Here is a 25,451-nt window from a genome sequence, read left to right on the forward strand (position 1 = left end):
CCCAAACAATTTTTGGAATATCAGATTTGTAGGGTGGGGTTTTAGCCCACCATTTTAAAACCTATTGATTTTATACCCAACAATAAAAATAAGGAAAACAAATGGCAGGCAACAGCATTGGACAACTTTTTAAAGTCACCACATTCGGAGAATCACACGGCATTGCATTAGGTTGTATTGTAGATGGCGTTCCCCCTAATATGGAACTCAGTGAAGCCGATTTACAACCCGATTTAGATCGCCGTAAACCTGGTACTTCTCGCTATACCACACCCCGTCGAGAAGATGATGAAGTCCAAATCTTATCGGGCGTATTTGAAGGCAAAACCACAGGTACAAGTATCGGCTTAATCATCAAAAATGGCGATCAACGTTCCAAAGATTACGGCGATATAATGGACAAATTCCGCCCAGGACACGCCGATTATACCTACCAACAAAAATACGGTATTCGTGATTACCGTGGTGGCGGACGATCTTCTGCCAGAGAAACTGCAATGCGTGTAGCGGCAGGGGCAATAGCGAAAAAATATTTAAAAGAGCAGTTTGGCGTAGAAATTCGAGGCTACTTATCACAAATAGGCTCAGTCAAAATCGACCCACAAACTGTTGCAAATATCGAACAGATTGATTGGCAACAAGTTAATAGTAACCCGTTTTTCTGCCCAGATCCTGTGGCAGTGGAACAATTTGACGAATTAATCCGAGAGCTGAAAAAAGAGGGTAACTCTATTGGGGCAAAATTAACCGTGATTGCAGAAAATGTCCCAGTTGGTTTAGGTGAACCCGTATTTGACCGCTTGGACGCAGATCTAGCTCACGCCTTAATGTCGATCAATGCAGTCAAAGGTGTTGAAATTGGCGATGGTTTTGCAGCCGTTGAACAGAAGGGTAGTGAACATCGTGACGAAATGACCCCAGAAGGTTTCTGCTCAAACCACTCAGGTGGCATTTTAGGTGGAATTAGCTCAGGTCAGCCAATCATCGCTCATATTGCCCTAAAACCTACTTCAAGTATTACCGTACCTGGAAAAAGTGTGAATGTACATAATGAACCCGTCGAAGTAGTCACCAAAGGGCGACACGACCCTTGCGTTGGTATCCGTGCTGTGCCGATTGCAGAAGCAATGATGGCAATTGTGGTGTTAGATCATCTATTGCGATTTAAGGCACAGTGTCGTTAATTGTTAAATCAAGAACGCCACATTTGGCGTTCTCATATACTCTTATTTGTCCTTTATCCAATTATCAATCATTTAAAATCATTTTTTCGATCTACGTCGAAAAAATAAAAATTTATCCTTTTGCTTTATTATGAATAGGGAATAATTATTACAGTGTTTTATCTTTTGTGTGATATGATTATATCACACTCTTTGAAGGGAGCTGTAATGATTAAGAGTTTTAAACATAAGGGGCTAGAGCAATATTTCCGACAAGGTATAACGCGAGGGCTACGGATAGATCACATTAAGAAAATCAATGGTATTTTAGATGTGATAGATCGGGCAAAAGTTGTTGATGAATTTCTTCCTTTTTATCAATGCCATAAATTAAGAGGCGATAGGGAAGGCATTTGGTCAATGACTGTGTCGGGCAACTGGCGGATTACTTTTGAATTTATTGACGGCGATGCTTATGTTTTGAATTATGAAGATTATCACTAGGAGATAATATGAGCGAAAGAAAACCCTCTCACCCAGGGGAAATTTTATTAACAGGATTTATTGAACCTAACAATATTAAAATCAAAGCGTTAGCGGAACATTTGGGCTTTTCTCGTGAAACACTTTCTCGAGTATTACACGGTAAAACTCCGATGACGGCAAATTTAGCTATTGCTTTGGAAGAAGCGGGGATCAGTTCGGCTAGATTATGGCTAAGTTTACAAGCCGCTTATGATGTTTGGGAATTAAAACAGCGCCGCACAAATCCTATTCATCCTTTTATTTTTGGTGAATTGGTTGGTTAAAACCCACCCTACGTTTTACACCTCTACAATCCCCTTTAATAAACAGCCCTCATAAATGCCTAATTTAATTGCAATAGAAGGAATGAGAGGGCTGTCCCAATCGTATTGGCTGGTGACAATATCAATTCGTAGTTCATTAAGAAGCAAGTTTTGCTGTAGTTTGGTTTGCAGTTGTTCAAAAAGTGGTTTTTTAATGCGTAATAGCGGTGAGTTCAACATAATTTTTTCCGTAGAAAATATGTTGATTAGGTTCATCAGCATATAAGCAAGGTTGTCGGTAAGATGCGATAAAATCTGCATTGCTTGAGGGTTTTCGGCTTCTACTTGTTCGCAGAAGTAGTTGATTTTATCTTCAAGGCAAGTGTGTTGGTGGTCAAAATAGCGGTCGATCAAGTTGGCTAGTGCAGGGAAAGTCACTTGATTGGTGAGTTGATAACGTTCGATTTCTGTCTGTTGTTCAGCAATTTCATCACTAAGTGGACTGAATTTTGGCATTATCATTTTATCAACATTCATTCGTTTATGTTCGTCTTGATGGAGTAATGCCCCTTTGAGTAATACACTTAAATTCACTTGATCATCAAGCTGTAAGAAAATAACGTTGTCATTGGCAATTAAACTTCCTAAGGTTGCTTCCGCTAGAAGCCAGAGTTGAAAATGCTCGTTGAGTAAAATCGGTTGATTAAAGTGACGATGCAATGTTTCAACGAGAGGGCAGGTGAGGGGCTGTTGCCCTAATTGCGTGATAATCGTTTTTGTGCGGTCAATTTTCCCCACTACGCTGATAGAAATGGCAAGCAAAGCTTCGTTGGTAAGCGGTGTGTTGAGGGAAAAAGTTTGTATGCAGTTCAGGATATGCTGATCTAAGCTAAGATATTCGTCGGAAGTCAGGCTATAATGTTGTTGGTAAATGAGCTTGCCACTCAAATCGCAAAGTGCGATAGAGAGTTTTTGTGGTGCAAGGGTTAAGCAGAGATAACGCCAGTGGAACGGGGAAACCGACAGCCCTACGGCAGGTCTGCCCCTTGAGGGTAAATTTTGTGAGGTTCTTTCTAAAATCAGTTTATGGTCAATGAGTATTTTCGTCAGCACTGTCATTGATGCAGGGGCAAATCCTGATAATTTCGCTAAGTCAGTACGAGAAATCAGCTCAAATTGTTCAACTAAACGGTAAACCGTGCCGAGATGTTGATATTTATAATCCGAAGAGGTGATTTTCATAGCTATAATCCTTACAATCTTTTTACTCCCTAAGTCGTTACTTTATTGTGCTATTTTTATAATGTGTCTGGCAAATTGTTTCCTTCAATTATGAGAGTGATGTCACAAAATTATTTTATTTTTTAAAATAAATGGTGGAAAATTACGCTAACTCGTGGAAAGTATTAGAAAAAATGAATAAGTATATAGAATATCAGTGGGTTGATGATAATCCTAGTTTGGCTCAGATGTGTCTGCAGGTTGCAGAACAATCGGTGATTGCATTAGATACTGAGTTTGTTCGTACTCGAACTTATTATCCGAAGTTGGGGTTAATTCAGCTTTTTGATGGTAAGCAGGTGTATTTGATTGATCCGTTAAGTATTACGGATTTTTCCCCTTTTACGGCGTTGTTAGCAAATGAAAATGTGCTTAAGGTGCTTCACGCTTGTGGTGAAGATTTGGAGGTTTTTCAACACTATTTCAAACAGTTACCACAACCAATGTTAGATACACAGGTAATGGCTGGGTTTGTAGGTTTAGGTATTTCAATTGGCTTTGCCAAACTTGCGTTGCATTATCTTGAGGTTGAATTGGATAAAGGGGCTTCCCGTACAGACTGGTTGAGCCATCCTTTGAGTGAGATACAACTTCAATATGCCTGTGCAGATGTGTGGTATTTGTTGCCGATTTATCACAAATTGGCGGAAGATTTGGCAAAAACACCGTGGCAAACTGCTGTCGTAGAGGAGTGTGCAACCTTGTTAGCTAAACGGCAGATCGTAGAAGATCCGAATAAAGCCTATAAGGAGATCAGTAATGCGTGGCAACTTAACCAACAAGAGCTGGCAATTTTGCAGATATTAGCTAAGTGGCGGATAGAAGAAGCAGAAAAACGTGATTTGGCATTAAATTTTATTATTAAAGAGCAGAGTTTGTTACAAATTGCTAAATTACAACCGAAACATACTTCAATATTGTTGGAATTTATGCACCCAAATGAAGTGCGTATTCACGGTAAGAAAATTTTGTGGTTAGTCGAGCAGGGTAAGCAAATTTTGCCAGAGAACTATCCGCCTGTTATTCGTCGTTTGGTTGATGAGGCTGGCTACAAAACTACTTTCAAACGCTTGCAAAAGCGTCTTACAGAAGTTTGTCCTGAAAATTTGGCGATTGAGTTGTTGGCGAGTAAGCGTCAATTAAATCAGTTGTTTAAATGGTATAGAAATGGGCAAGATAGGCAAAAGTTACCTGAGTTATTGTGTGGGTGGAGAGAGCAATTCGGTAACAAATTATTGCCAGAAATTGATCTAAGTAAATAAAAACATAGAGAAATGTTTTGTGATGTAAAGTTGCTATATTTTTACTAAATGAAGGAGTACCATGAGTCGTAGTATCTTAGGTAAGTGTACATCCAAAATCATTTAAAACAAGCGGATACTTTGATTTGCAAGTTGGCGATGTAATTTTAGTTCCTGCTGACGATAAGTAATCTTAGATAAGGATATTTTCCTTTAAAATCAAATTGCTACAAGTGTTAAAATGAAAATATCCTTATAAATCAATTGGTTATATCCTATTCTGTTCGCATAACGTATATTATGTTAAATGACAAATTTAAGCGGATAAATTTAAGACTTTTCTTTCTTTTTTCTCTTCCCTTTTTTACTGAGATCAATTTATTTTCAAGTGTAAAAGGCGTATCATAGGCACGCAGTCACGTTTACCCAAAACGTGTTAATTTTTTCTTATCACATAGGTGTTTCGACAATGTCAAAAAATATTCTTATTCTTAACTGTGGTAGCTCATCTTTAAAATTCGCTATCCTTGATCCTGCTTCTGGCGATGAAAAATTATCAGGTCTAGCTGAAAACTTTAATTTAGTTGATGCTCGTATTAAATGGAAATTAAACGGTGAGAAAGGTGCAGCAGATTTAGGTGCAGGTGCGGCTCACAGTGAAGCACTTAACTATATCGTGAAAAACATTTTAAGTGCAGAATTAAAAGACAGCATTGGTGCTATCGGTCACCGTATCGTTCACGGTGGTGAAAAATATACTTCATCTATCGTTATTACAGATGAAGTGGTTGCAGGTATCAAAGAAGCTGCAGCATTTGCACCACTTCACAACCCTGCTCACTTAATCGGTATTGAAGAAGCATTCAAAGCATTCCCTGAATTAAAAGAGAAAAACGTTGCGGTATTTGATACAGCATTCCACCAAACAATGCCTGAACACGCTTATCTCTATGCTCTTCCATACTCTTTATATAAAGAACACGGCGTACGTCGTTATGGTTTCCACGGTACAAGCCACTATTATGTGAGCCGTGAAGTCGCTAAAGTTGTGGGTGTTGAACCGTCAAAAGTGAACGTGATTACTTGTCACTTAGGTAACGGTGCTTCAGTTGCTGCAATCCGTAATGGTGAATGTATTGATACTTCAATGGGTTTCACTCCATTAGAAGGTTTAGTAATGGGTACTCGTTCAGGTGACTTAGACCCTGCAATCATTTTCTTTATGCACAATACGTTAGGTATGTCTGTAAAAGAAATTGAAGAAACATTAGTGAAAAAATCTGGCTTATTAGGTTTAACGGAAGTGACAAGCGACTGCCGTTATGCAGAAGATAACTACGCAACTCACGCAGATGCAAAACGTGCAATGGACGGTTTCTGCTACCGTTTAGCGAAATACATCGGTGCTTATATGGCTGTTTTAGGTGACGATCACTTAGATGCAATCGTATTTACTGGTGGTATCGGTGAAAACGCAGGCCTAGTGCGTGAATTAACCTTAAATTACTTAAAACTGTTCGGTATTAAAGTTGATAGCGAGAAAAATACGGCAGCACGTTTTGGTAAATCAGGCGAAATTACTGCTGCTGATTCTGCATTCCGTGCATTCGTTATCCCAACAAACGAAGAACTTGTTATTGCACAAGATACAGCGCGCTTAGCGTTATAATATCTAAAACCTGCCAGATGGCAGGTTTTTTACTTTTTACATCACAAAAGCGGTGAGATTTTGCAAAATATTTGACTACTCTACCCGCTTGTAACAAGGAAAAAAACAATGTCCAGAACAATTATTTTAATTCCAATCAGTACCGGCGTTGGTTTAACCAGTGTAAGTCTTGGTTTAGTCCATTCTCTTGAACAAAAAGGGGCAAAAGTTGGTTTCTTAAAACCTATCGCACAACCTATTAGTGGTGAAGATACCCTTGACCGTTCAACCACTATTATCCGCCTTTCACAAAGTACCGAAACAGGCACACCATTTATGCTAAGTGAAGCGGAAACATTGATTGCAAAAAACCAAACCGATGTATTACTTGAAAAAGTGGTTGAGCGTCATCAAAAACTCACCAAAAACAGTGATATTGTTATTGTGGAAGGCTTAATTCCAACGCGTAAAAACTCTTACGCAAATAGCATTAACTATGAAATTGCACAAGCATTAGACGCTGAAATCGTGTTAGTTGCAGCACCGGCAGCAGACAAACCGGCACAGCTTAAAGAGCGTATTGATGCTGCAGTTTCTTTATTTGGTGGTCGCCACAACCCTAACCTACTCGGTGTGGTTATCAACAAATTTAATGCCCCTGTTGATGAGTCAGGTCGTACACGCCCAGATTTAACCGAAATCTTCGACTCGTTCCAACACAGCAGCAATAACATTCTTGAAATGGAAAATCTGTTCAAAGCTGGTCCAATCAAATTACTAGCTTGTATTGCGTGGAAATCAGATTTAATTGCAACCCGTGCAATCGATCTTGTAAAACACCTAGGTGCGGCAATTATTAATGAAGGCGAAGTACATAAACGCCGTATTCGTAGTGTAACATTCTGTGCAAGAAGCCTACCACATATGGTTGATCACTTTAAAGCGGGCAGTTTATTAGTCGCTTCTGCAGATCGTCCTGATGTCATCGTTGCAGCTTCTTTAGCAGCAATGAACGGCGTGGAAATCGGTGCATTACTCTTAACGGGTGGCTACAAAATTGATACTCAAATTACCAAACTTTGCCAACAAGCCTTTGAGACCGGCTTACCAATTTTCCGTATTGAAGGCAACACTTGGCAAACTGCATTAAGCCTACAAAGCTTCAGCCTTGAAGTACCAGTAGATGATAAAGAACGTATTGATGCGATTAAACAATATGTCTCAGAACAATTCGATGCAGGCTTTATTGATGGTATTTCAAAAGGTGCAGTTCGCGCTCGTCGCCTCTCCCCTGCTGCATTCCGTTATCAATTAACCGAACTTGCGCGTGAAGCGAAAAAACGCATTGTGTTACCAGAAGGTGATGAGCCTCGTACCGTTAAAGCGGCTGCACTCTGTGCGGAACGTGGCATTGCAGAATGTGTACTTTTAGCGCCACCTGCGGATGTTCAACGTGTTGCTGAAGCTCAAGGGGTTACTTTAGGCAAAGGCATTACCATTATTGACCCAGCTGAAGTGCGTGAAAACTATGTAGCTCGTTTAGTCGAATTGCGTAAAAACAAAGGTATGACTGAGGTTGTTGCTCGTGAACAGCTGTTAGATACTGTTGTACTCGGTACAATGATGTTAGAAGCAAACGAAGTAGATGGCTTAGTTTCAGGTGCAGTTCACACGACTGCAAATACAATCCGTCCACCAATGCAAATTATCAAAACAGCACCAGGTAACTCTATTATTTCATCTGTGTTCTTTATGTTATTACCAGATCAAGTACTTGTTTACGGTGACTGTGCGGTAAACCCAGATCCAACACCTGAACAATTAGCCGAAATAGCTATCCAATCGGCTGAATCGGCAAAATCATTCGGTATCGATCCTCGTGTTGCAATGATTTCTTACTCAACAGGAACTTCTGGTGCTGGTGCAGACGTAGAAAAAGTAGCTGAAGCAACTCGTATTGCGAAAGAAAAACGCCCAGACCTTATTATTGACGGTCCATTACAATACGATGCGGCAATTATGGAAGATGTGGCTCGCTCTAAAGCGCCTAACTCCCCTGTTGCAGGTAAAGCGACCGTATTCGTCTTCCCAGACTTGAACACAGGTAACACAACTTATAAAGCGGTTCAACGCTCTGCGGATCTCGTCTCTATCGGTCCAATGCTACAAGGTATGCGTAAACCTGTGAATGACTTATCTCGTGGTGCTTTGGTTGATGATATTGTTTATACCATTGCATTAACGGCAATTCAGGCGACTCAGTAAAAAATAAACTGCTAGTTCAAGGACTGAATCCAGTTACTACTGGACTCAGTCCGTTTAAATACGTCAGTTATACAGCCCAATATATTATTCTTTAGGATATACAGCCTCTGTTAGAATAATTCTTTTGCCTCTTGAAGCAATGATTCTGGTATTGAAAGTCCCAGTTGTCTTGCTGTTTTTTGATTAATGGATAATTCCATTTTACTTACAGACTGGGTTGCGATATTACCTGCTTTTTCGCCTCTGAGGATTTTTGCTGCAACTTTACCTGTTTCTGCACCAATATCATATTGATTCACTGCGTAAGCAGCTAGAGCTCCTCTTTTTACAGTGTCTTTATCCGCAGCAATAACAGGAATTTTTGCTTCAAGTGCTGCTTTGTGTAATGCTTCATAGGCAGATACTACAGCATTATCTTCTGTAATATAAATAGCTTGCACCTTTCCACTTAAACTACGAGCAGCTGTGCCAATATCTGCACTACGCTGCACAGCTACAGGCATAATCTCAATATTAGAACCTCTTATTGCATTCCTTAATTCTTCTAACACAACAGCTGAATTTACCTCTCCTGCACTGTAAACATATCCGAGAGCTTTAATATTTGGTACTAGTTTTTGGATTAGTGCCAATTGTGGTTCAATTGGTTTATGATCTGAAATACCCGTTACATTTGTTTTACTTGGTTCCCAAGATTTAATCAGCTTGGCAGCTACAGGATCTGTTACACCTGAAAATACAATAGGAATTGAACGTGTTGCTGCAACAACAGGTTGAGCACTTGGTGTCGTAATAGGAATAATAATATCTGTTTTATCACCTACAAATTTACGTGCAATTTGAGCTGCAGTTGATGTACTACCTTGAGCAGATTGGAAATTAATACTAATATTTTTTCCATCAACAAAGCCTTCTCTAGCGAGTTCTTCAATAACACCCTGTCGAATAGTATCTAATGCAGGATGCTCTACAATTGCAGTAATTGCAACATTATGGATTTTATCCTGCGCAGATGCATTAAATGCGAAAGCAGCAAGTGCAGAAAAAAGAATTGTTTTTCTCAATTTCATATGAATTTCCTTAATTTAACTTGATGTATTAATGTACTATTAAAATAGTACAAATAAGGATATAAAAATTAATATACTATTGCAAGAAAATTCTAATCGAAATAAGGAAATAATATAATAAACGTTTGTTTTTTAAACTAGACAGAAGGGGGAATGCACTATTTCCCCCTCAGATAACTCATTTAACCAACTTTAAATGAGATGATTTTTTCTTAGTAACTTTTTTGAGTGACTGCGCTCTATTTACTCTATCTAAATATGTGTCTTCTTGATAGAAAGCTTCTTCTTGAAACATTACACCGTCACCATTTTCCTGTGCATAAATAGCCTCGACAGCACCGAATGGAATATAAACTCCACGAGTAATTCCCTGAAATCTTGCATTGAAACTAATTGCTTCATCAGTAACAACATATTGTCCTATAGAGCGGGGAGAAATATTTAAGATAATTTTACCATCACGCACAAATTCTTGGGGAACATCTGTATCTACGTACTCCGAATTTATTAATAAATATGGGGTATTTTCATTATCTAAAATCCAATTATAATAGGCTTGGTATAAATAAGGTCTTAAAGGTTTCATATCAGTCTTTATCATCCATTAAATTTTTGGGTGTACTACCTCCAATAGATTGCACAAAGCTATCTCGTTTAAAAACTCTATTCATATATGCTTTAACCGCTTTTGAGCCTGCCCCATTAAATTCTACACCTAGAGTATTCATTCTCCACAATAAAGGGGCTACATAGCAATCAACTAGACTAAAATCTTCACTCAAAAAATAATCAGAATCTGAAAATACTGGACCTAATGCTAATACTTCTTCGCGTAGCTGATTTAATGCTCTTTGAGCTTCAGCTGTAGTTGGATCACGTTCAATAAAATCAATTAAAGAGAACCAATCATTTTGAATACGATGTATATTTAAACGACATTGAGCTCTCAGTATAGGATAAACAGGCATTAATGGCGGGTGAGGAAATCGTTCATCAAGATATTCCATAATGATTCGTGCATTTGATAATATGAGATCACGATCAACCAACACTGGCACAGTACCTCTAGGATTGACTTCAATTAAATCTTCCGAAATTGTGCCTGGTAAAATATTTTCAATTTCATAAGCAACGCCTTTTTCAGCTAAAACGATACGTACTTGATGACTATAAATATCTGTTTTAGTAGAAAAAAGCGTCGGAACAGAACGTTTATTTGCACTCATCATTTATTTCTCCCAATATTTAAATTTTCTCAATATTCGATCTTCCGATTTTAGCATAGATTATCTGTTAAATAACAGTGCTATTTTTCTTATCCTATATCCTTTACTTAGGATTGATTTAGAGCAACTTCTTGAAAATTTTTATATAAACCTTTTGACGATAGAGTATAAAACGTCTAGCATAACAGGAATCTTTTATCAAAATAGAGGAACTATAGATGGAAAATAGCAAAAAACAATCATTTCAAGATATGCTAGATTATGTGCATCTTTATCGTTTAAAAAATAAATTATTACGTGAAACAGCAGATAATGATCGCAAAATCCGTGATAATCAAAAGCGTATTTTATTACTTGATAATCTAAATCAGTACATTACTGACAATATGTCTATCCAAGACATACGTGTAATCATAGGTAACATGAGAGATGACTATGAAAACCGAGTTGATGATTATGCTATCCGTAATGCTGAACTTTCTAAAGAACGTCGAGAAATTAGACGTAAAATGGCTGAACATTCTAGTAAAAAGTAAATGAACAGAACGGTAAGTCGCCAAACTTACCGTTTTTCATATCCTACTGTTCAATCCACATCACAAAATCTGCAACAGTATGAAATGAACCAAACACAAGAATAATGTCTTGTTCGTTCGCTGTTTCAAAAAGAACTTGGCTTGCTTCAATAACATTTTCATAGGCAACGGCTTTGGCGTTTGGTAAGGCAGTAAGTAATTTACTTTTTACCTCTGTGCCACGTTGCCCACGATAACCTTGTAGCCCAGCACAATACCATTCGTCAATCAACTCTTCCAAAGGCTCAACGATACCCGATAAATCTTTATCAACCAATGCACTAAACACTGCATATATTTTGCGGTTAGGTTGAACCCATTCTGCAAGACGATCCGATAAATAACGTGCTGCGTGGGGGTTATGTCCAACGTCAATAATCACCTGTGCAAGCGGTCTATTTTGTGAAAAAGTTGCAAAATCTTGTTCGCCTAATAATTGAAAACGCGCTGTCATCTTCGCCTCTTCGACCGCTTGAACAAGAATTTCATCACTGAGTTCAAAAGGTAACTGAGTTAAAACCGCTAAAGCTGTGGCACAGTTTGGCTGTGGAATTTTAGGCAGTGGAACAGTTAAAGATTTGGTTTTCGATTGCCATTGCAAGCAGTCAGATTCTGCTGAAAATGTCCAATCTATATCTCGTCTAAAAACGTGACATTGCAACTCTTTTGCATAGTCTAAGATACTTTGGGGGCAATCAGGCTCGCCAATAACCACAGGAATATTTGGACGGAAAATCCCTGCTTTTTCACGACCTATCGCTTCACGGTTATCGCCTAAAAACTCAACGTGGTCAATATCAATCGAAGTGATTACCGCAAAATCAGGATCGACAATGTTTGTGGCATCTAAACGCCCACCTAATCCTACTTCCAAAATCGCTACATCAATCTTTGCCTTACGGAACAGATCTAACGCTGCTAAAGTACCGAACTCAAAATAGGTTAAAGAGGCTGATTTGTGCTGTTCAATATAGTCAAAAGTTGTAATTAAATCAGCATTTCCGACCGCTTGTCCTTGAATACGCACACGTTCGTTATAGTGGATTAAGTGTGGTGATGAATAGACCCCTACCTTTAAACCTGCTTTTAATAACGCCATTTCTAGCAATTTGCAGGTTGAACCTTTGCCGTTTGTACCTGCAACGGTAATCACATAAGGGGCTGGCTTGAGTAAATCCAATTCTTCCGCGACTTTTCGGATACGTTCCAAGCCCATATCAATCGGTTTGAAATGGCTTTTTTCTAAATAGGAAAGCCACGTTTCCAATGAATCCGTGGCTTTTGGTGAAATTAATGCGTTCATTACACTTCTTCTGCAACAAGTTCGCCCGTTTTAAATGGCGTCGGCTGATGAGTAATTTTCGCAAGTAAACGAGCAAGGGTATCACGCATTTCTTTGCGGTGTACGATCATATCAATCGCCCCTTTTTCCATTAAGAACTCACTTCGTTGGAAGCCTTCTGGCAATTTCTCACGCACAGTTTGTTCAATCACTCGTGGACCAGCAAAACCGATCAAGGCTTTAGGCTCTGCGATATTAATATCGCCTAACATTGCCAAACTTGCCGACACACCGCCTAAAGTTGGGTCTGTTAAAACAGAGATAAACGGCACGCCTTTTTCTTTCATTTTTGCCAACACCGCACTGGTTTTTGCCATTTGCGTTAATGAAAATAATGCTTCCTGCATACGAGCCCCGCCTGACGCAGAGAAACAGATAAACGGAATATTCTCGCTTAATGCTTTTTCTGCCGCACGAACAAATTTTGCTCCAGCGACAGATCCCATTGAACCGCCCATAAACTCAAAGTTAAAGGAAGCAACAACCACAGGCATATCATACAACTTGCCATACATTACGATGAAAGAGTCTTTTTCACCCGTTTGCTTTTGAGCCGCACTTAAACGATCTTTATATTTTTTCAGATCTTTAAACTTCAACACATCTTGTGGTTCAAGCTCTGCCGCTAATTCTTCAGCAGTATCTTGGTCTAAAAGGGATAATAAACGTGTACGCGCATCAATACGCATATGATGATCGCATTTTGGGCAAACTTGCATATTGCGTTTAAGTTCCTCGCTATAAAGAACCTGCTCACAACTTGTACATTTTGTCCAAACGCCCTCTGGAATTTTTGATTTACCACTTGATGATGAGGACGTTTTTCCTAAAATTTTTTCAATCCAGCTCATTGTTACACCTTAATTGTGTTGAGAAAATTGAGCGTATTAAAACATAAAATTATATAAAAATACATATGTAAAATAGCCCTAGATGTTTTATTGTGGATCAATTAAGTCAACTAATTTCATAATGACTTCGTCAATTAAATAATCCTCTGCTTTAGTCGCATACTTAGCTTGGCGTTCTTTTAAATCTAAGGCTCTTACTTGGTGACATAAAATAACACCTGTTACCTTACCTGATTCTGTACTACTACCATCAAGTACAACAGTTATATTCTGCGAACGAGCCGCATTGCCACCCGCAGATATTGGGCAACAAATTGCTGTGCCTAATGCTTGATTCAATAATTCGTCCGATACCACAATAAAATAATGAGGAGAGCGAAGCTCGTGACCTTTCGTTGGATTCGGATCAACATACCAAATCTCTCCTTTTTTCGGAACACGCATTACCATACTTCTTTCCCAGTGGGTTGAGATTGGGAAAATTCTGCCACTGTTGTATTCAACTCCGCAACTTCTTGACTATCAATACCTGCTAACAATTCTGCAACTGTCTTACGACCTCGTGCTTGACGCTTAATAGGGGTGAGTATGACACTTTCTCCCCTTGTCTCCAAATTGACTTTATGACCAATTTGCCACCCCATTTGTTGCAATATTGCCATTGGTACAGTCAAGACAGCGGCCCCACCTTGTTGTCTTAATGTCGCTTGCATAACTACCTCTCTCAGTGTTACTTTGTGCAACATTATAGAGCAATTTATCTCACATTCAAGTGATGATTGTGTGCTAATTTATTTCTGCTTGTTCAAACTGTAAAAAGAATATCGTAGCTTGGAATATTTACATTTTTATTCTATTCGCAAATAATTTACTAAAAATCACCGCTTGCCCCTTGCCAAAAGGTATAAATCCTCGTATAAATCCACCTATTTGCAAACACATATTAAGAGGAAAACTATGTCAATGTTTAACCACATTCAAGCAGCACCAGCCGATCCAATTTTAGGTTTAGGCGAAGCATTTAAAGCAGAAACTCGCCCTGAGAAAATCAACTTAGGGATTGGGGTTTATAAAGATGCGAAGGGGCAAACGCCTATCGTTAAAGCGGTAAAAGAAGCAGAAACGCGTTTACTGGCTAAAGAGAATACCAAAAATTACCTAACGATTGACGGTATTGCTGATTTCAATGCACAAACCCAAGAGTTATTATTCGGGGCAGGTGCGGAAGTAATTACCTCTGGACGTGCTAAAACGGCACAAAGCCTTGGCGGTACTGGTGCGTTACGCATTGCGGCAGAATTTGTTAAACGCCAAACCAATACACAAAACGTATGGATTTCAACCCCAACTTGGCCAAACCACAATGCAATTTTCAACGCAGTGGGTATCAATATTAAAGAATATCGTTACTACAATAAAGAAACTAAAGCATTAGATTGGGATAATCTTATTGCAGATTTAAGCCAAGCAGGTAAAGGCGATGTCGTGCTTTTCCACGGTTGCTGCCACAACCCAACAGGGATTGACCCAACCCCAGAACAGTGGCAAATCTTAGCCAATATGTCTGCGGAAAAAGGTTGGTTGCCATTATTTGACTTTGCTTATCAAGGCTTTGCAAACGGCTTAGAGGAAGATGCCTTTGGCTTACGCACCTTCGTGAAAAATCACCGTGAAGTGTTAGTGGCAAGCTCTTACTCTAAAAACTTTGGTTTATACAACGAGCGTGTTGGGGCATTTACCTTAGTTGCAGATAGTGCAGAAGTGGCAAATAATGCGTTCAGCCAAGTAAAATCGATTATTCGTGTACTCTACTCTAACCCATCTTCACACGGGGCAAGTGCCGTTGCGACAGTGTTAGCTGATCCACAATTAAAAGCTAACTGGATTGAAGAACTGGCTGAAATGCGTAACCGTATCAAAGAGATGCGTGCAAAATTTGTGGCATTGTTGAAAGAGAAAGGTGCAACTCAAAACTTCGATTTTATCATTGCACAAAACGGTATGTTCTCGTTTAGTGGCTTAACCCCTGAACAAGTGGATCGTTTACGCGATGAATTTGCGATTTATGCAGTGCGTTCAGGCCGTATCAATGTGGCAGGTATTACCGAAGATAATATCGACGCATTGTGTGAAGCGATTGTAAAAGTACTTTAATTTTAAATGCATAGTAGACAAGCCTTTATACTTTAATTATTTTTGTCTGCTATGCTCGTAGTTTTTCAGGAGAGAATAATATAATTTACTCTCTCTTTTCCTTTAATGTAATAACCCCAATGCCATACTCGCCCCAACAATCACAATCCCTGCAAACACAAGTTGCATTGATGAAATGGTTTCACCTAGGAGCAGATAAGCAATAAATGCGGTTGAGATCGGCATTAATAATTCAAGTATTTGATAAGTAATGATACCTTGTTTCTGAATAACGTGAAAAGCCAGTACCATACCTGCGCCTATGGCATAAATACCGACTAAAATCAGGCTAACTAGAAGAAAAGTTGAAATTTGGTTGAGTTCGGACAATTTGCCGCTTTGTTGGCTAAATAAGAGGCTCAATATACCGGCAGTAAATGAGGTGAGAAAACTTAATGTCACTACACTTATATGGTGATTAACGAGTTTCACCAATAAATTTTGTACGTTACGGATTAAAATAGAAAGCAACAAGAAAAAAGAACCCAGTATAAAATACTCCCCTACTTCGATCTGCTTTCCATACCAAACAAAGCCCAAAGCCCCTAAAATCGTCAATAAACTTCCGAACCAAAAGGTTTTGCTTTTGAGTTTTTGTCGTTCATCTTGAAAGAAAATCCCAGCGACTGCAATCCCAAAAGGCATTGCTAACACCCCTGAAACAGACGCAGTCACTGCATTAGTTAATGCCACACCTCTCAGCCAAAAGTACATATTGCCACACATCATCACGCCCATCAGCATACCTATCAATGCTAATTTAGGTGTTTCGATTAATTTACGCAAATCATAGCGGTGCTTTAACCAAACTAATCCAAGTAGCACCACTCCGCCAACCGTAAATCGCACCCCATTATTGTTTAACGCATCAATATGTAGGCTAAAATAGCGAAGAAAGACAATATTTAATCCAATCGCAAGTATATAAAGAAGATTAAGGATCAGGGGATTTTTTAGCATAATCGGTATAAAATAGCGAGAGATACGCTATTTTAGCGGTAACCACAATAATTTCAAACAAAAAGGGCGATATGAAACAATTTGATGCAATCATCATCGGTGCTGGAGCGGCAGGTTTATTTTGTGCGGCACAGATCGGGCAAGGGGGAAAATCGGTACTGGTGCTAGATAACGGCAAAAAAATCGGGCGGAAGATTTTAATGTCGGGCGGTGGCTTTTGTAATTTTACCAATCTAGATGTCACTCCCAACCATTATATTTGCCAAAATCGCCATTTCGTCAAGTCAGCACTGGCTCGCTATACCAACTGGGATTTTATTTCGCTGGTGGCAAGCTATGGCATCTGTTATCACGAAAAAGAGTTGGGGCAACTGTTCTGTGATGAAAGCTCGCAACAGATTGTCGATCTGCTACAAGCCGAATGTGAGAAAGGCAACGTAGATATTCGGCTTCGACAAGCGGTCAGTTCCATCGAAAAATCTGCAAATTTTTTCCACATTCAGACCGCTTGCGAAAGCTATCAGACGGAAAATCTGATTATTGCTACAGGCGGTTTGTCAATGGCTGGCTTAGGGGCAAGCCCATTAGGTTATAAAATTGCCGAGCAGTTTGGTATTCCCGTTATCCCTGTTCGTGCAAGCCTTGTGCCGTTTACTTGGAAAGAAAACGATAAGATTTTTGCCACCTTATCCGGTATCGCTTTACCCGTTAGCGTAAGCAACCGTAACAAAACCTTTAGCAATCAGATGTTGTTTACCCATCGTGGTTTATCTGGGCCTGCTATTCTACAAATTTCAAACTACTGGGATTTGGGTGAAACGGTAGAAATTGATTTATTACCGTCCAATTCTATCCTTGATATTTTGAACGAACTGCGTCAATCTTCGCCGAAATTGCAGTTAAAAACCGTATTATCCCGCTATTTACCGAAAAAACTAGTCGAACTGTGGATTGAGCAACAGATGATCAAAGATCAGATTATCGCTGAACTGAACAAAGCTGATCTTGCCTTTTTAGATCACTTTATTCATCACTGGCAGTTTTTACCTAATGGTACTGAAGGCTACCGCACCGCTGAAGTCACAATGGGTGGCGTTGATACCGATTATATTTCGTCCAAAACAATGGAAGCGAAAAACGTTCAGGGTTTATATTTTATCGGTGAAGTGCTTGATGTGACAGGCTGGCTCGGCGGCTATAATTTCCAATGGGCGTGGTCGTCGGCATTTGCTTGTGCGGAAGGGGTAAAAAGTAAATGAAACATTTGTAGAAGATCAATTCTGATCTTCTACAAAAACTATCAATATTTATAGGAGGGTTACTTATGAAAGATATTTTGCTTTTAATTCTTTCACAACCGCTTTTTGTTGTGCATTCAATTCTTTCGTCATTGGCTCACGGCAGTAACCTGCTTGTACGCCTTCTTCTTTCAATAAGCCTTTGATGGTTTGATATAAACCATTACCCAAAATGCCTTCGATTAAATCGTTAGTCACATTTTGAATTTCAAGCGCTTCTTTGATTTTGCCTTGTTGGGCTAATTCAAAAATTTGACGAGCACGGATACCGTTGACGTTGAAGGTACTACCGATTGCACCATCTACACCTAATACGGTTGCAGGTAACATCATTTCATCAAAACCTGCATAGATTAAGTGGTTCGGGAACGCTTTGCGTAAACGTTCTAACAGGTAGAAATCGCCTGCGGTGAATTTTACACCAATGATTTTTTCATTTTGGAACAGTTCTGCAAATTGTGAAACGCCGATGTTTACCCCTGTTAAGAATGGGATAGAGTAAACAATCATTTTGTTACCTGTTTCACGAATAATGGTTTCGTAGAGGTTTTTGATTTCTGGGAAGCTGAATTTGTAGTAGAATGGTGTTACTGCAGATAAGCTGTCATAGCCTAATTCTGTTGCATATTTACCAAGTTCTACCGCTTCTTTTAAGTTTACGCTACCGACTTGAGCGATTAATGCAATGTCATCTTTCGCTTCATCTTTTGCGATACGAAAGATCTCTTTTTTCTCTTCCGTTGATAGCATAAAGTTTTCACCTGTTGAACCACCTACATACAAGCCATCGACTTTCATTTTGTCGATATTGTAACGGATAATTTGGCGTAAACCTTTTTCGTTGATTGTGCCATCTGCATTAAAAGAAACTAATAATGCACTGAAAATACCTTTTAAATTTTTCATATGGGTTTCCTTATTTAATATGGATAAAAATGGTAAGCGGTCAGTTTCACAAAAAATTTTCTAAAACCTACCGCTTGTAGTTTATTTAAGCCGTTGATCTAAAATAACACTCAACGTTTTCTGTTTTTGTTGAATCGCTTTTTCTGGTTCAGCTTTCACTAACAAGGCATAAATTAAATCCAGTACAAAAAGTTGGGTCATTTTTGTACCAATTGAATCCCCCTGCATATGCCCCTGACGGTTACCATTGATTAACACATAATCCGCTTCTTTCGTAATAGGCGAACGTAAATTATGGGTAATAGCAACCGTTTTTGCCCCATTGTCTCTTGATATTTTTAGGGCTTTTGTCGTTTCTTCTGAATAACCAGAATGGCTAATGCCAATAACAATGTCTCCTTTTTTCAGCAAGGCTGCTTGCATATACATAAAATGGTTATTTGTCACAGCAGCCGCGTGTAGCCCAATTCGCATTAATTTGTGCTGAGCGTCTTCTGCTGTTAGACCTGATGAACCTACACCAAATAAGAAAATACGATCTGCTTTACGCAATTCTTCCACCACTTTTTCTAGCTCTGCATAATCGAGTAGATTGACGGTTTCTGCAATCACATTATTCAGCGTATTCTGCAACTTAATTGCAATTTCTTTAGGTGTATCAGTTTCCGCAACGTACGTATCTAACAACGTACTACTCTCTTTTTGCTGAGTAGCCAATTCAATGGCAAGATCGAGTTTAAAGTCTGTATAACCTTTAAATCCCAATGTTCGACAAAAACGAATAAAGGTTGCTTCGCCGACATCTAATTGATTTGCCACTTTAGATAAAGAACATTGGTTCAATAGATCGGGCTGAGATAAAATCGCCGTCGCAATTTTTTTCTCTGTTTTAGTTAAACTATTTTGTAACGCACCAATCGTATCTAGAATTTTACCTCGGGCTGACATTCTAGCCTCCTATCATCTCCACTGGCACTTTCACCACTAATTTTTTCAATGGCTTACTTTCGGTCACAAAATTGCCTGGTGTGTGTGGCTCATAAGGTAAGAAAATAGCAAACATATTAGGTTTTAAAATTACAACATTTTTATGTTCTAAGGTTGGTGTAAGCTGATAATCGTCCTCATCACGATATTCATCATAAAGTGCTAAGTTAGGATAGGCTAAACTGTATTCAATCGCCTCTTCACCTGAGATCAACAATTGAATATCAATAAATTTACGATGGAGCTCCGCTTTTTTTCCTTCTGGGGAAGAGGTTTCAAATTCCATCACATTCATTCTTACTCCCTCTTCTAAATCTTGCCAACCTAGTGGCAGATTAACTAAATCAAGGGTTTTAAGTTTAGTACATAGTCTTGCAAAGACAGGCGGAAGTGAAAGAATATAATCATCACGAGAAAGATCACCTAATAACATATAGCCTCCTAATGTTTCACCGCACATTAAATGAAAAGATTACTCCATAAAAAATAGCATAAAAGAAAATATACTCCATAGAGTAAAACTTTCTCGACCAAATGACAAGGTATAAACCTAAAAAATGAGAGGTAAATCACAATTTACTTGATTTAAAAGAATAATTGTACACAACAGAGCCTTATTCCCTATATCATAGTTTTTTATTGGCAAGCCGTCAGATTATGAGGATCTGTTAAAATGAGATATGCTATTAGCGTAGCCAAGGCAATCATTGGGACAAATCAAATGACTTTCTCCATTTAATTTGTTGATAATTTTATTCGCAATACGGGTTGCTTGATGGTGTAACTGAGTAGGAATAGCCTGAATAATAACAGCTTTTATATCCTCAAGTTTGATCACTTTATTTTTATAGGTTTCATAAAATCGATCTAAAGAAATCGATAATTTTTCGAGAGTTTTATGATGTTTTAGTTGTTCATTTTTTCTAAATTCATCAATAATGGTACTGTGAAGTAATTCAACAGCCTTGCTAGGCGTTATACCCTGGGTGTAGGAAAAAGCCTCTGCAAAATACCCTGTTGTTATAGATTGACTTTGTGGACTTACAAAACTTAGATAAATTGGTCGCTCAATTATTTCTTCCTCTGAATTATCAGCATCTATTTTTTCTAATATGTTAGGCTTTTGATCCAAAAATGAAATATAACGGTTTATATCAATTTGTAATGCCTGGTGTAAACTATTTAAATCTAATATCTCTAGATTGGGCGGAATTTTTGCAACTTGCCACTACACACCAACCCAAACGGCAGATTTAACCGCACTTGGCATTCACGGTCAGCCGTCGATAAATACGGCAAGCCCTTTTCCGTGTCCGAATCAGGGTGCGAATGAACAACCGCCACAATTTCCCCCACACTTTCCGCCCGAATCCAATCATCGGGCGAGATTTCAAAATGATTAATCGGATCGACAGCAACATTTTCACAAGGGAAATAACGTAACTCACCGCCCTTAGAAACGACAAAACCGCAACTTTCATGCAGTTTTGAGCGTGTGGCGTGATATAAAATTTGTTCTGTAAAAGAGATATTTTGCATTATTGTACACAACCTATTTACAACTTAAGATTTAAGTGTATACTTACTGTATACAAAAAGGATACCCACAATGATTCTCTCGTTTAAACATAAAGGCTTAAAGCTATTTTTTGAAACAGGTTCAACAGCAGGTATTCAAGCTAATCACGCTTCTAAATTGCGTCTTCAACTTGCGACACTAGAGAACGCTGAAACTGTTTCTGCAATGAACTTCCCTAGTTGGGATTTACACCCATTACAAGGTAATCTTGTTGGGCATTGGAGTGTCAAAGTCAATAAAAACTGGCGTTTAACCTTTAAATTTGAAAACGGTCACGCAGAAATTGTGGATTATCAAGATTATCATTAAGGAGCTGAAGAATGAGAATGTTTAACCCACCACATCCAGGCTTGTTGCTAAAAGAATACCTAGATAATGCCGACACTAGCATTACTCAAATTGCTAAACAACTTGGTGTCACTCGTGTCTGTCTATCTCGTATTATCAATGAAAAATCAGCGATTACCCCTGAAATGGCACTCCGTTTAAGTCAGCTATTGCCTAATACCACACCAAAATTATGGTTAGGTATGCAAGCAGATTTTGATTTGTGGCAATTAGAACAGCGTGCTACATTTCACATAGAACCGCTATTTGCTTAAGCCCCATACTGCGTCGTACTTGGAAAGCCACCAAACGGCAAAATGGCGTTAGCCCCAAATCTCAGCTTGCACCCACGCAAACAGTGAGAGCAAGCGTCTTTTTTCGGATCGGTTGTCGGATTATCTTTTTCATCGGCAACTGGTCCGCCTGTATAGCCACACTCCGCAGAACGATATGGCCAAATGCAAGTATCAGATGTAATCATCAGCAACGGTATGCGTGCATTATCTGTTTCTGCGGGTAAAGCCAGCTCAAATGTCGCCACTTCATCATTTAGGCTTTTTAGCTGTTCAATGATGAACAAACTCACACTTTCCTGTGTCGGATCGGCTTGTGAGTTTCGTCCGTTAGGGAAATTTCGTGCATCAAGGAATTGAGCGTAAACTAAACGACGGGTCACTTTCGCCCCAATCCCTTGCCCGAAATCTGCGGCTAATGCGGTGACAATGCCGTACAGGTTTGAGATTGTTAAAGTTGGTCGATTACTCGGACCTTGACCGCTAATCTCAAAACCGTCCGCTTGAATTGGATAGGCTTGGTACTCATTACCTTGCCACCAAACATTCTGCTGACCTTGATTTAAGCCATTGTGAAAGCGTAACAACTCCCCTTTTCGTGTTTGGTCGCTATTACTGCTGATATGCCTTAAATCAATTTCCCACAGTTCAATCAAGGCATTTTGTTCAAGTTTTGGCAGTTCGTTTGCCATTTTTTGGGGTAGGGCTTTGGGCATTACATACTCCTATCTTCTAAATTGACCGCCCGCACGAGCAAAATTATTGGTAATCGCTTTCTGACTTTCGTCCCTTGCGATACCTCTCATTGTTTTTAATAATTCCACTGTGATGTGAGTTCCATCTGGCGTTTCTTCTTGTGAAACTTTGGCATCTACTGCATTACCATTGTTGATGATTTTGACATTTACAGATGATTTACCCGATGCTTGATTTCGGTTTCCTTGATTTGCTAAAAAGGCTTTTAAATCTTGGTTAGTACGACTATCAACAACGCGCTCACCACGATCAAGCAACCACGTTCCTTCTTTTGGTATGCTATCAATACCAGAGTGAGCCATACCGCTTAATGAAACAGATTGAATAGTAGAAATAATGCTTGCAGTTTCAGATGCTACTGTTGCCATCGCTGCAATATTTGCAGGGAATGGCTGAGCAGCCGCATTGGCGAGCCTCTCCCACAATTTGTGTAAATATCTGTTTCTGAGATAATACATTCAGACACAGGTATTTTATTATGAACGAAAAACAACTTCACGCCTTGGCAGCGGAATTTGCCAAAAACCTAAAAACACCAGAAGACCTCAATCAATTTTCACGGATGCTCAAGAAAATTACCGTCGAGGCCGCGTTAAATGATGAACTGACCGACCATCTTGGTTATCTAAAACGAAGATTCAGCTTTGCATTGTGCATTTAGTGCGTAACAGCTTGAAATTCGTTTCGTGGAAAGATTACAAAGCCGTCACCGCAGATTTAAAGCAGGTTTATCAAGCCCCGACGGAAGCACAGGCTCGCGAAAATCTGACCGCGCTTTCGCAAAAATGGCAGGCAAAATACCCGCTTGTGGCGAAAGGCTGGGAAGATAACTGGGCAAATATTGCCACATTTTTTGATTATCCGGCTGATATTCGTAAAGCGATTTATACCACGAATGCCGTGGAATCGCTTAATAGCGTGATTCGTCGCGTGATTAAAAAACGAAATGTATTCCCGACGGATGATTCAGTTTTCAAAGTGATTTGGCTTGCGATTAAAGATGCATCAAAAAAATGGACAATGCCGATTCAGAACTGGAAACTGGCGATGAATCGATTTATGATTGATTTTGGTGATCGCCTAGACGATCACCGTTAAGTTGAAATGGGTGTTTACACAGAATTTGGGATAGGGTCCTCTCTTAATTTAGATTAAATTGACTCAATCATTTCATCAATATCTTCATATTGCGACTCAGATAGTGATGTAAATTTACCTTCTTTTTCTAAAGATAAAGATTCTAAATATTCTTTAGCCTCAGCCAACATAGTAAATTCTACTTCATACCCTAATTTTTCAGCTTGCTCTTTTATCTCAAGTAATGGCACTTTGAAGAACTCTTTTCTAGGATTTACTCTATTTATTTGTTTATCTGCAAAGAGTTTATGTAGTTCACGCTCTAATTCTGGAGCATTATTACTATATATCATTGCATGTACATCAAAAGAGAATGGTACACTTGCATCGCCCAATTCACGAATACGATCCAAGGGCTCTAACCGTCTAGTCATTCCTATTTTATAAACATCTTCACCAAACGAACCAATGTTGGAAATAACATAAACGTGTCCAGACTTCGTTAATTGAGCTTGTGAAATCGCTCTTTGTCCATTCTCAATAGCTTTCTGCAAATCTTTTTCTAATTTTGCAAGTTTTTCTCTTAATTTAGAATTTTGGGCGTCTTTTTCTAACAGTTTTTTAGTATATTCCAGCTCTTTTTCGTATTCACGTTGTTTCTTTTCAGCATCTAACCTTGCTTTTTCCAACTCTTTCTGAACACGCAATTCTTCTCGCATTTCATCTTTAATTCGTTGCTGTTCAGCTCTTTCTTCCTCTTTTTTTAATGCATATTCATAAGTAGCTTTCAGTTCTTTAATCTTTAACTCGAGATAGCTATTTTCTAACGTAATATCGTTTCTAGCATTCAATTTGTTAATTTGATCAAATGATTTTCTTATTCGCTCAATAGATTGATTTACATTCTTAAAGGTTACTTTTGCAATGACTGCATCACACTCATTATTAAACGAGCGAATTGCTAATTTAATAGCATTTTTCTCCATTGCCAGACCTTTTGCTCTTGAACCATCAACAGTCCAAGGTGTACTACATATACAAGCTATTTCTAAAGTTACTTGTTGTTTTTGTTCCTCACGAATGGAGATAATTTCCTGCTTAAATTTCTCAGACGTGTCAAAATCAAAGCTTGGTCGATATAACCCGAATTCTTGCATAGCAAGTACGTCTTCATATTTCATCACTTCGGAGATCAACCGTTTTAGTTTATCTTTCTGTTCTTTGATTTTTTCCTGAATAGTTAGGCTTTCACCATACTGTGCCATTTGAGCATCATAAGTAACAATCTTATCTTGTAACACCTTTAATCTATTTGTCTCAGCGATATATTTTTCTTGAATTTCCGAAATAGATTTAATCATTTCATCTAATGATTGGTTTTCTTCTGCTTTTTTCTGCTCTAATGTATTAATTTCATCTTTTAACGAATTGATAACCTCATCTTTGATTTCATTCTTAACAATAGCTTTTAAATTTTGTAATTTGCTTTTAAAAATAAAATATGAAGTAAAAAAGCCGATTATTATCCCTACCAAAAGGAATAAAATTTCTGCAAGTCCCATAATTGATTAAACCTCAGTTAATTAAACAGTTTCCAAATCATATATTCTTTCTAAAAGCATTTC

General features: G+C 38.6%; 29 protein-coding genes and 1 pseudogene. 13 read left to right on the forward strand and 17 right to left on the reverse strand.

The window, feature by feature from the left end; genetic code table 11:
- Positions 1-101 precede the first annotated feature (101 nt).
- The 3 genes from aroC (at position 102) to J1G47_RS06020 (ending at position 1,972) form a co-directional block, all read left to right on the forward strand.
- Entirely contained in the window at positions 102-1,184 is a 1,083-nt protein-coding gene (aroC, locus tag J1G47_RS06010; protein ID WP_005712594.1) for a chorismate synthase, read from the forward strand.
- A 207-nt stretch (positions 1,185-1,391) separates the two neighbouring features.
- On the forward strand, positions 1,392-1,667 hold the full coding sequence (locus J1G47_RS06015) for a type II toxin-antitoxin system RelE/ParE family toxin (protein WP_012621710.1): 276 nt from the start codon (positions 1,392-1,394) through the stop codon (positions 1,665-1,667).
- Between the two features lie 8 nt (positions 1,668-1,675).
- A complete protein-coding gene (locus tag J1G47_RS06020) occupies positions 1,676-1,972 on the forward strand; it encodes a HigA family addiction module antitoxin (RefSeq protein WP_005712590.1) in 297 nt (98 codons plus the stop codon).
- Between the two features lie 15 nt (positions 1,973-1,987).
- Here the strand turns inward: J1G47_RS06020 and J1G47_RS06025 are convergent, their stop codons facing one another.
- On the reverse strand, positions 1,988-3,193 hold the full coding sequence (locus tag J1G47_RS06025) for an ROK family protein (RefSeq protein ID WP_012621711.1): 1,206 nt from the start codon (positions 3,191-3,193) through the stop codon (positions 1,988-1,990).
- A gap of 173 nt (positions 3,194-3,366) precedes the next feature.
- On the opposite strand from J1G47_RS06025, the gene rnd reads away from it, so the two are divergent.
- The 3 genes from rnd (at position 3,367) to pta (ending at position 8,386) form a co-directional block, all read left to right on the forward strand.
- A complete protein-coding gene (rnd, locus tag J1G47_RS06030) occupies positions 3,367-4,494 on the forward strand; it encodes a ribonuclease D (RefSeq protein ID WP_012621712.1) in 1,128 nt (375 codons plus the stop codon).
- Positions 4,495-4,942: 448 nt separating this feature from the next.
- Positions 4,943-6,142, forward strand: coding sequence for an acetate kinase (locus tag J1G47_RS06035; RefSeq protein ID WP_160416255.1), 1,200 nt, complete (start codon positions 4,943-4,945; stop codon positions 6,140-6,142).
- Between the two features lie 108 nt (positions 6,143-6,250).
- A complete protein-coding gene (gene pta, locus J1G47_RS06040; RefSeq protein ID WP_075592601.1) occupies positions 6,251-8,386 on the forward strand; it encodes a phosphate acetyltransferase in 2,136 nt (711 codons plus the stop codon).
- A 110-nt stretch (positions 8,387-8,496) separates the two neighbouring features.
- Here the strand turns inward: pta and J1G47_RS06045 are convergent, their stop codons facing one another.
- The 3 genes from J1G47_RS06045 to J1G47_RS06055 form a co-directional block, all read right to left on the reverse strand.
- A complete protein-coding gene (locus J1G47_RS06045) occupies positions 8,497-9,456 on the reverse strand; it encodes an ABC transporter substrate-binding protein (protein ID WP_005712580.1) in 960 nt (319 codons plus the stop codon).
- 178 nt (positions 9,457-9,634) lie between these two features.
- Complete coding sequence (locus J1G47_RS06050; RefSeq protein WP_012621715.1) at positions 9,635-10,042, reverse strand: ClpXP protease specificity-enhancing factor; 408 nt, start codon at positions 10,040-10,042, stop codon at positions 9,635-9,637.
- A gap of 1 nt (position 10,043) precedes the next feature.
- A complete protein-coding gene (locus tag J1G47_RS06055; protein ID WP_005712577.1) occupies positions 10,044-10,685 on the reverse strand; it encodes a glutathione S-transferase N-terminal domain-containing protein in 642 nt (213 codons plus the stop codon).
- A gap of 215 nt (positions 10,686-10,900) precedes the next feature.
- Here J1G47_RS06055 and J1G47_RS06060 point away from each other — a divergent pair, with 215 nt between their 5' ends.
- On the forward strand, positions 10,901-11,218 hold the full coding sequence (locus J1G47_RS06060; protein WP_005712575.1) for a DUF496 family protein: 318 nt from the start codon (positions 10,901-10,903) through the stop codon (positions 11,216-11,218).
- Between the two features lie 43 nt (positions 11,219-11,261).
- Here the strand turns inward: J1G47_RS06060 and folC are convergent, their stop codons facing one another.
- The 4 genes from folC to J1G47_RS06080 all read right to left on the reverse strand — a co-directional run bounded on the left by folC (position 11,262) and on the right by J1G47_RS06080 (position 14,163).
- Positions 11,262-12,560 (reverse strand): bifunctional tetrahydrofolate synthase/dihydrofolate synthase, encoded by a 1,299-nt coding sequence (folC, locus tag J1G47_RS06065; protein WP_207326503.1) that lies wholly within the window; start codon positions 12,558-12,560, stop codon positions 11,262-11,264.
- Complete coding sequence (gene accD, locus J1G47_RS06070) at positions 12,560-13,450, reverse strand: acetyl-CoA carboxylase, carboxyltransferase subunit beta (protein ID WP_207326504.1); 891 nt, start codon at positions 13,448-13,450, stop codon at positions 12,560-12,562. Before accD ends, folC begins: the two co-directional genes overlap by 1 nt.
- An 87-nt stretch (positions 13,451-13,537) precedes the next feature.
- Positions 13,538-13,894, reverse strand: a complete 357-nt coding sequence (locus J1G47_RS06075) for a type II toxin-antitoxin system PemK/MazF family toxin (RefSeq protein WP_232422211.1) — start codon at positions 13,892-13,894, stop codon at positions 13,538-13,540.
- Positions 13,894-14,163 carry an AbrB/MazE/SpoVT family DNA-binding domain-containing protein gene (locus tag J1G47_RS06080; RefSeq protein ID WP_021114881.1) on the reverse strand — a complete coding sequence of 90 codons (270 nt, stop codon included), beginning with the start codon at positions 14,161-14,163 and terminating at the stop codon, positions 13,894-13,896. The genes J1G47_RS06075 and J1G47_RS06080 overlap by 1 nt, the downstream gene beginning before the upstream one ends.
- A 250-nt stretch (positions 14,164-14,413) precedes the next feature.
- On the opposite strand from J1G47_RS06080, the gene J1G47_RS06085 reads away from it, so the two are divergent.
- Positions 14,414-15,604, forward strand: a complete 1,191-nt coding sequence (locus J1G47_RS06085) for an amino acid aminotransferase (RefSeq protein WP_005712565.1) — start codon at positions 14,414-14,416, stop codon at positions 15,602-15,604.
- A gap of 102 nt (positions 15,605-15,706) precedes the next feature.
- On the opposite strand, the gene J1G47_RS06090 is transcribed toward J1G47_RS06085, so the two are convergent.
- Positions 15,707-16,603, reverse strand: a complete 897-nt coding sequence (locus tag J1G47_RS06090) for a DMT family transporter (protein WP_160433651.1) — start codon at positions 16,601-16,603, stop codon at positions 15,707-15,709.
- A gap of 71 nt (positions 16,604-16,674) precedes the next feature.
- Here J1G47_RS06090 and J1G47_RS06095 point away from each other — a divergent pair, with 71 nt between their 5' ends.
- Complete coding sequence (locus tag J1G47_RS06095) at positions 16,675-17,862, forward strand: BaiN/RdsA family NAD(P)/FAD-dependent oxidoreductase (RefSeq protein WP_207326505.1); 1,188 nt, start codon at positions 16,675-16,677, stop codon at positions 17,860-17,862.
- Positions 17,863-17,925: 63 nt separating this feature from the next.
- Here J1G47_RS06095 and nanA read toward each other — a convergent pair whose 3' ends face one another.
- From nanA to J1G47_RS06120, 5 genes are all read right to left on the reverse strand, one after another.
- Positions 17,926-18,807, reverse strand: a complete 882-nt coding sequence (nanA, locus tag J1G47_RS06100) for an N-acetylneuraminate lyase (RefSeq protein WP_005714470.1) — start codon at positions 18,805-18,807, stop codon at positions 17,926-17,928.
- An 81-nt stretch (positions 18,808-18,888) separates the two neighbouring features.
- The gene (locus J1G47_RS06105; protein ID WP_012621719.1) at positions 18,889-19,755 is read right to left on the reverse strand and encodes a MurR/RpiR family transcriptional regulator; all 867 of its coding nucleotides are present in this window, start codon (positions 19,753-19,755) and stop codon (positions 18,889-18,891) included.
- Between the two features lies 1 nt (position 19,756).
- A complete protein-coding gene (gene nanQ, locus J1G47_RS06110; protein WP_010786952.1) occupies positions 19,757-20,227 on the reverse strand; it encodes an N-acetylneuraminate anomerase in 471 nt (156 codons plus the stop codon).
- A 222-nt stretch (positions 20,228-20,449) separates the two neighbouring features.
- Positions 20,450-20,926, reverse strand: a complete 477-nt coding sequence (locus J1G47_RS06115; RefSeq protein ID WP_005714474.1) for a hypothetical protein — start codon at positions 20,924-20,926, stop codon at positions 20,450-20,452.
- A 65-nt stretch (positions 20,927-20,991) separates the two neighbouring features.
- Positions 20,992-21,333 carry a C40 family peptidase gene (locus J1G47_RS06120; RefSeq protein WP_234923283.1) on the reverse strand — a complete coding sequence of 114 codons (342 nt, stop codon included), beginning with the start codon at positions 21,331-21,333 and terminating at the stop codon, positions 20,992-20,994.
- Positions 21,334-21,403: 70 nt separating this feature from the next.
- On the opposite strand from J1G47_RS06120, the gene J1G47_RS06125 reads away from it, so the two are divergent.
- A complete protein-coding gene (locus J1G47_RS06125) occupies positions 21,404-21,682 on the forward strand; it encodes a type II toxin-antitoxin system RelE/ParE family toxin (RefSeq protein ID WP_005714476.1) in 279 nt (92 codons plus the stop codon).
- Between the two features lie 11 nt (positions 21,683-21,693).
- Positions 21,694-21,975: a HigA family addiction module antitoxin gene (locus tag J1G47_RS06130; protein WP_005714478.1), complete on the forward strand. Its 282-nt coding sequence runs from the start codon at positions 21,694-21,696 to the stop codon at positions 21,973-21,975.
- Here J1G47_RS06130 and J1G47_RS06135 read toward each other — a convergent pair.
- Both J1G47_RS06135 and J1G47_RS06140 read right to left on the reverse strand, forming a co-directional pair.
- The gene (locus J1G47_RS06135) at positions 21,972-22,709 is read right to left on the reverse strand and encodes a phage minor tail protein L (protein ID WP_207326506.1); all 738 of its coding nucleotides are present in this window, start codon (positions 22,707-22,709) and stop codon (positions 21,972-21,974) included. The two genes, J1G47_RS06130 and J1G47_RS06135, sit on opposite strands and share 4 nt — an antisense overlap.
- Positions 22,710-22,718: 9 nt before the next feature.
- Positions 22,719-23,207, reverse strand: coding sequence for a hypothetical protein (locus tag J1G47_RS06140; protein ID WP_207326507.1), 489 nt, complete (start codon positions 23,205-23,207; stop codon positions 22,719-22,721).
- A gap of 20 nt (positions 23,208-23,227) precedes the next feature.
- On the opposite strand from J1G47_RS06140, the gene J1G47_RS11825 reads away from it, so the two are divergent.
- Entirely contained in the window at positions 23,228-23,410 is a 183-nt protein-coding gene (locus J1G47_RS11825) for a hypothetical protein (protein WP_016528517.1), read from the forward strand.
- A pseudogene (locus tag J1G47_RS06145) lies at positions 23,377-23,847 on the forward strand (IS256 family transposase); the annotation flags it as partial. The gene J1G47_RS11825 and the pseudogene J1G47_RS06145, both read left to right, overlap by 34 nt.
- Positions 23,848-23,900: 53 nt before the next feature.
- On the opposite strand, the gene J1G47_RS06150 reads toward J1G47_RS06145, so the two are convergent.
- Positions 23,901-25,388, reverse strand: a complete 1,488-nt coding sequence (locus tag J1G47_RS06150; RefSeq protein WP_010786945.1) for a DUF4041 domain-containing protein — start codon at positions 25,386-25,388, stop codon at positions 23,901-23,903.
- Between the last annotated feature and the right edge of the window lie 63 nt (positions 25,389-25,451).

Source organism: Glaesserella parasuis (assembly GCF_017352235.1).
In the GTDB taxonomy this organism is placed as follows: domain Bacteria; phylum Pseudomonadota; class Gammaproteobacteria; order Enterobacterales; family Pasteurellaceae; genus Glaesserella; species Glaesserella parasuis.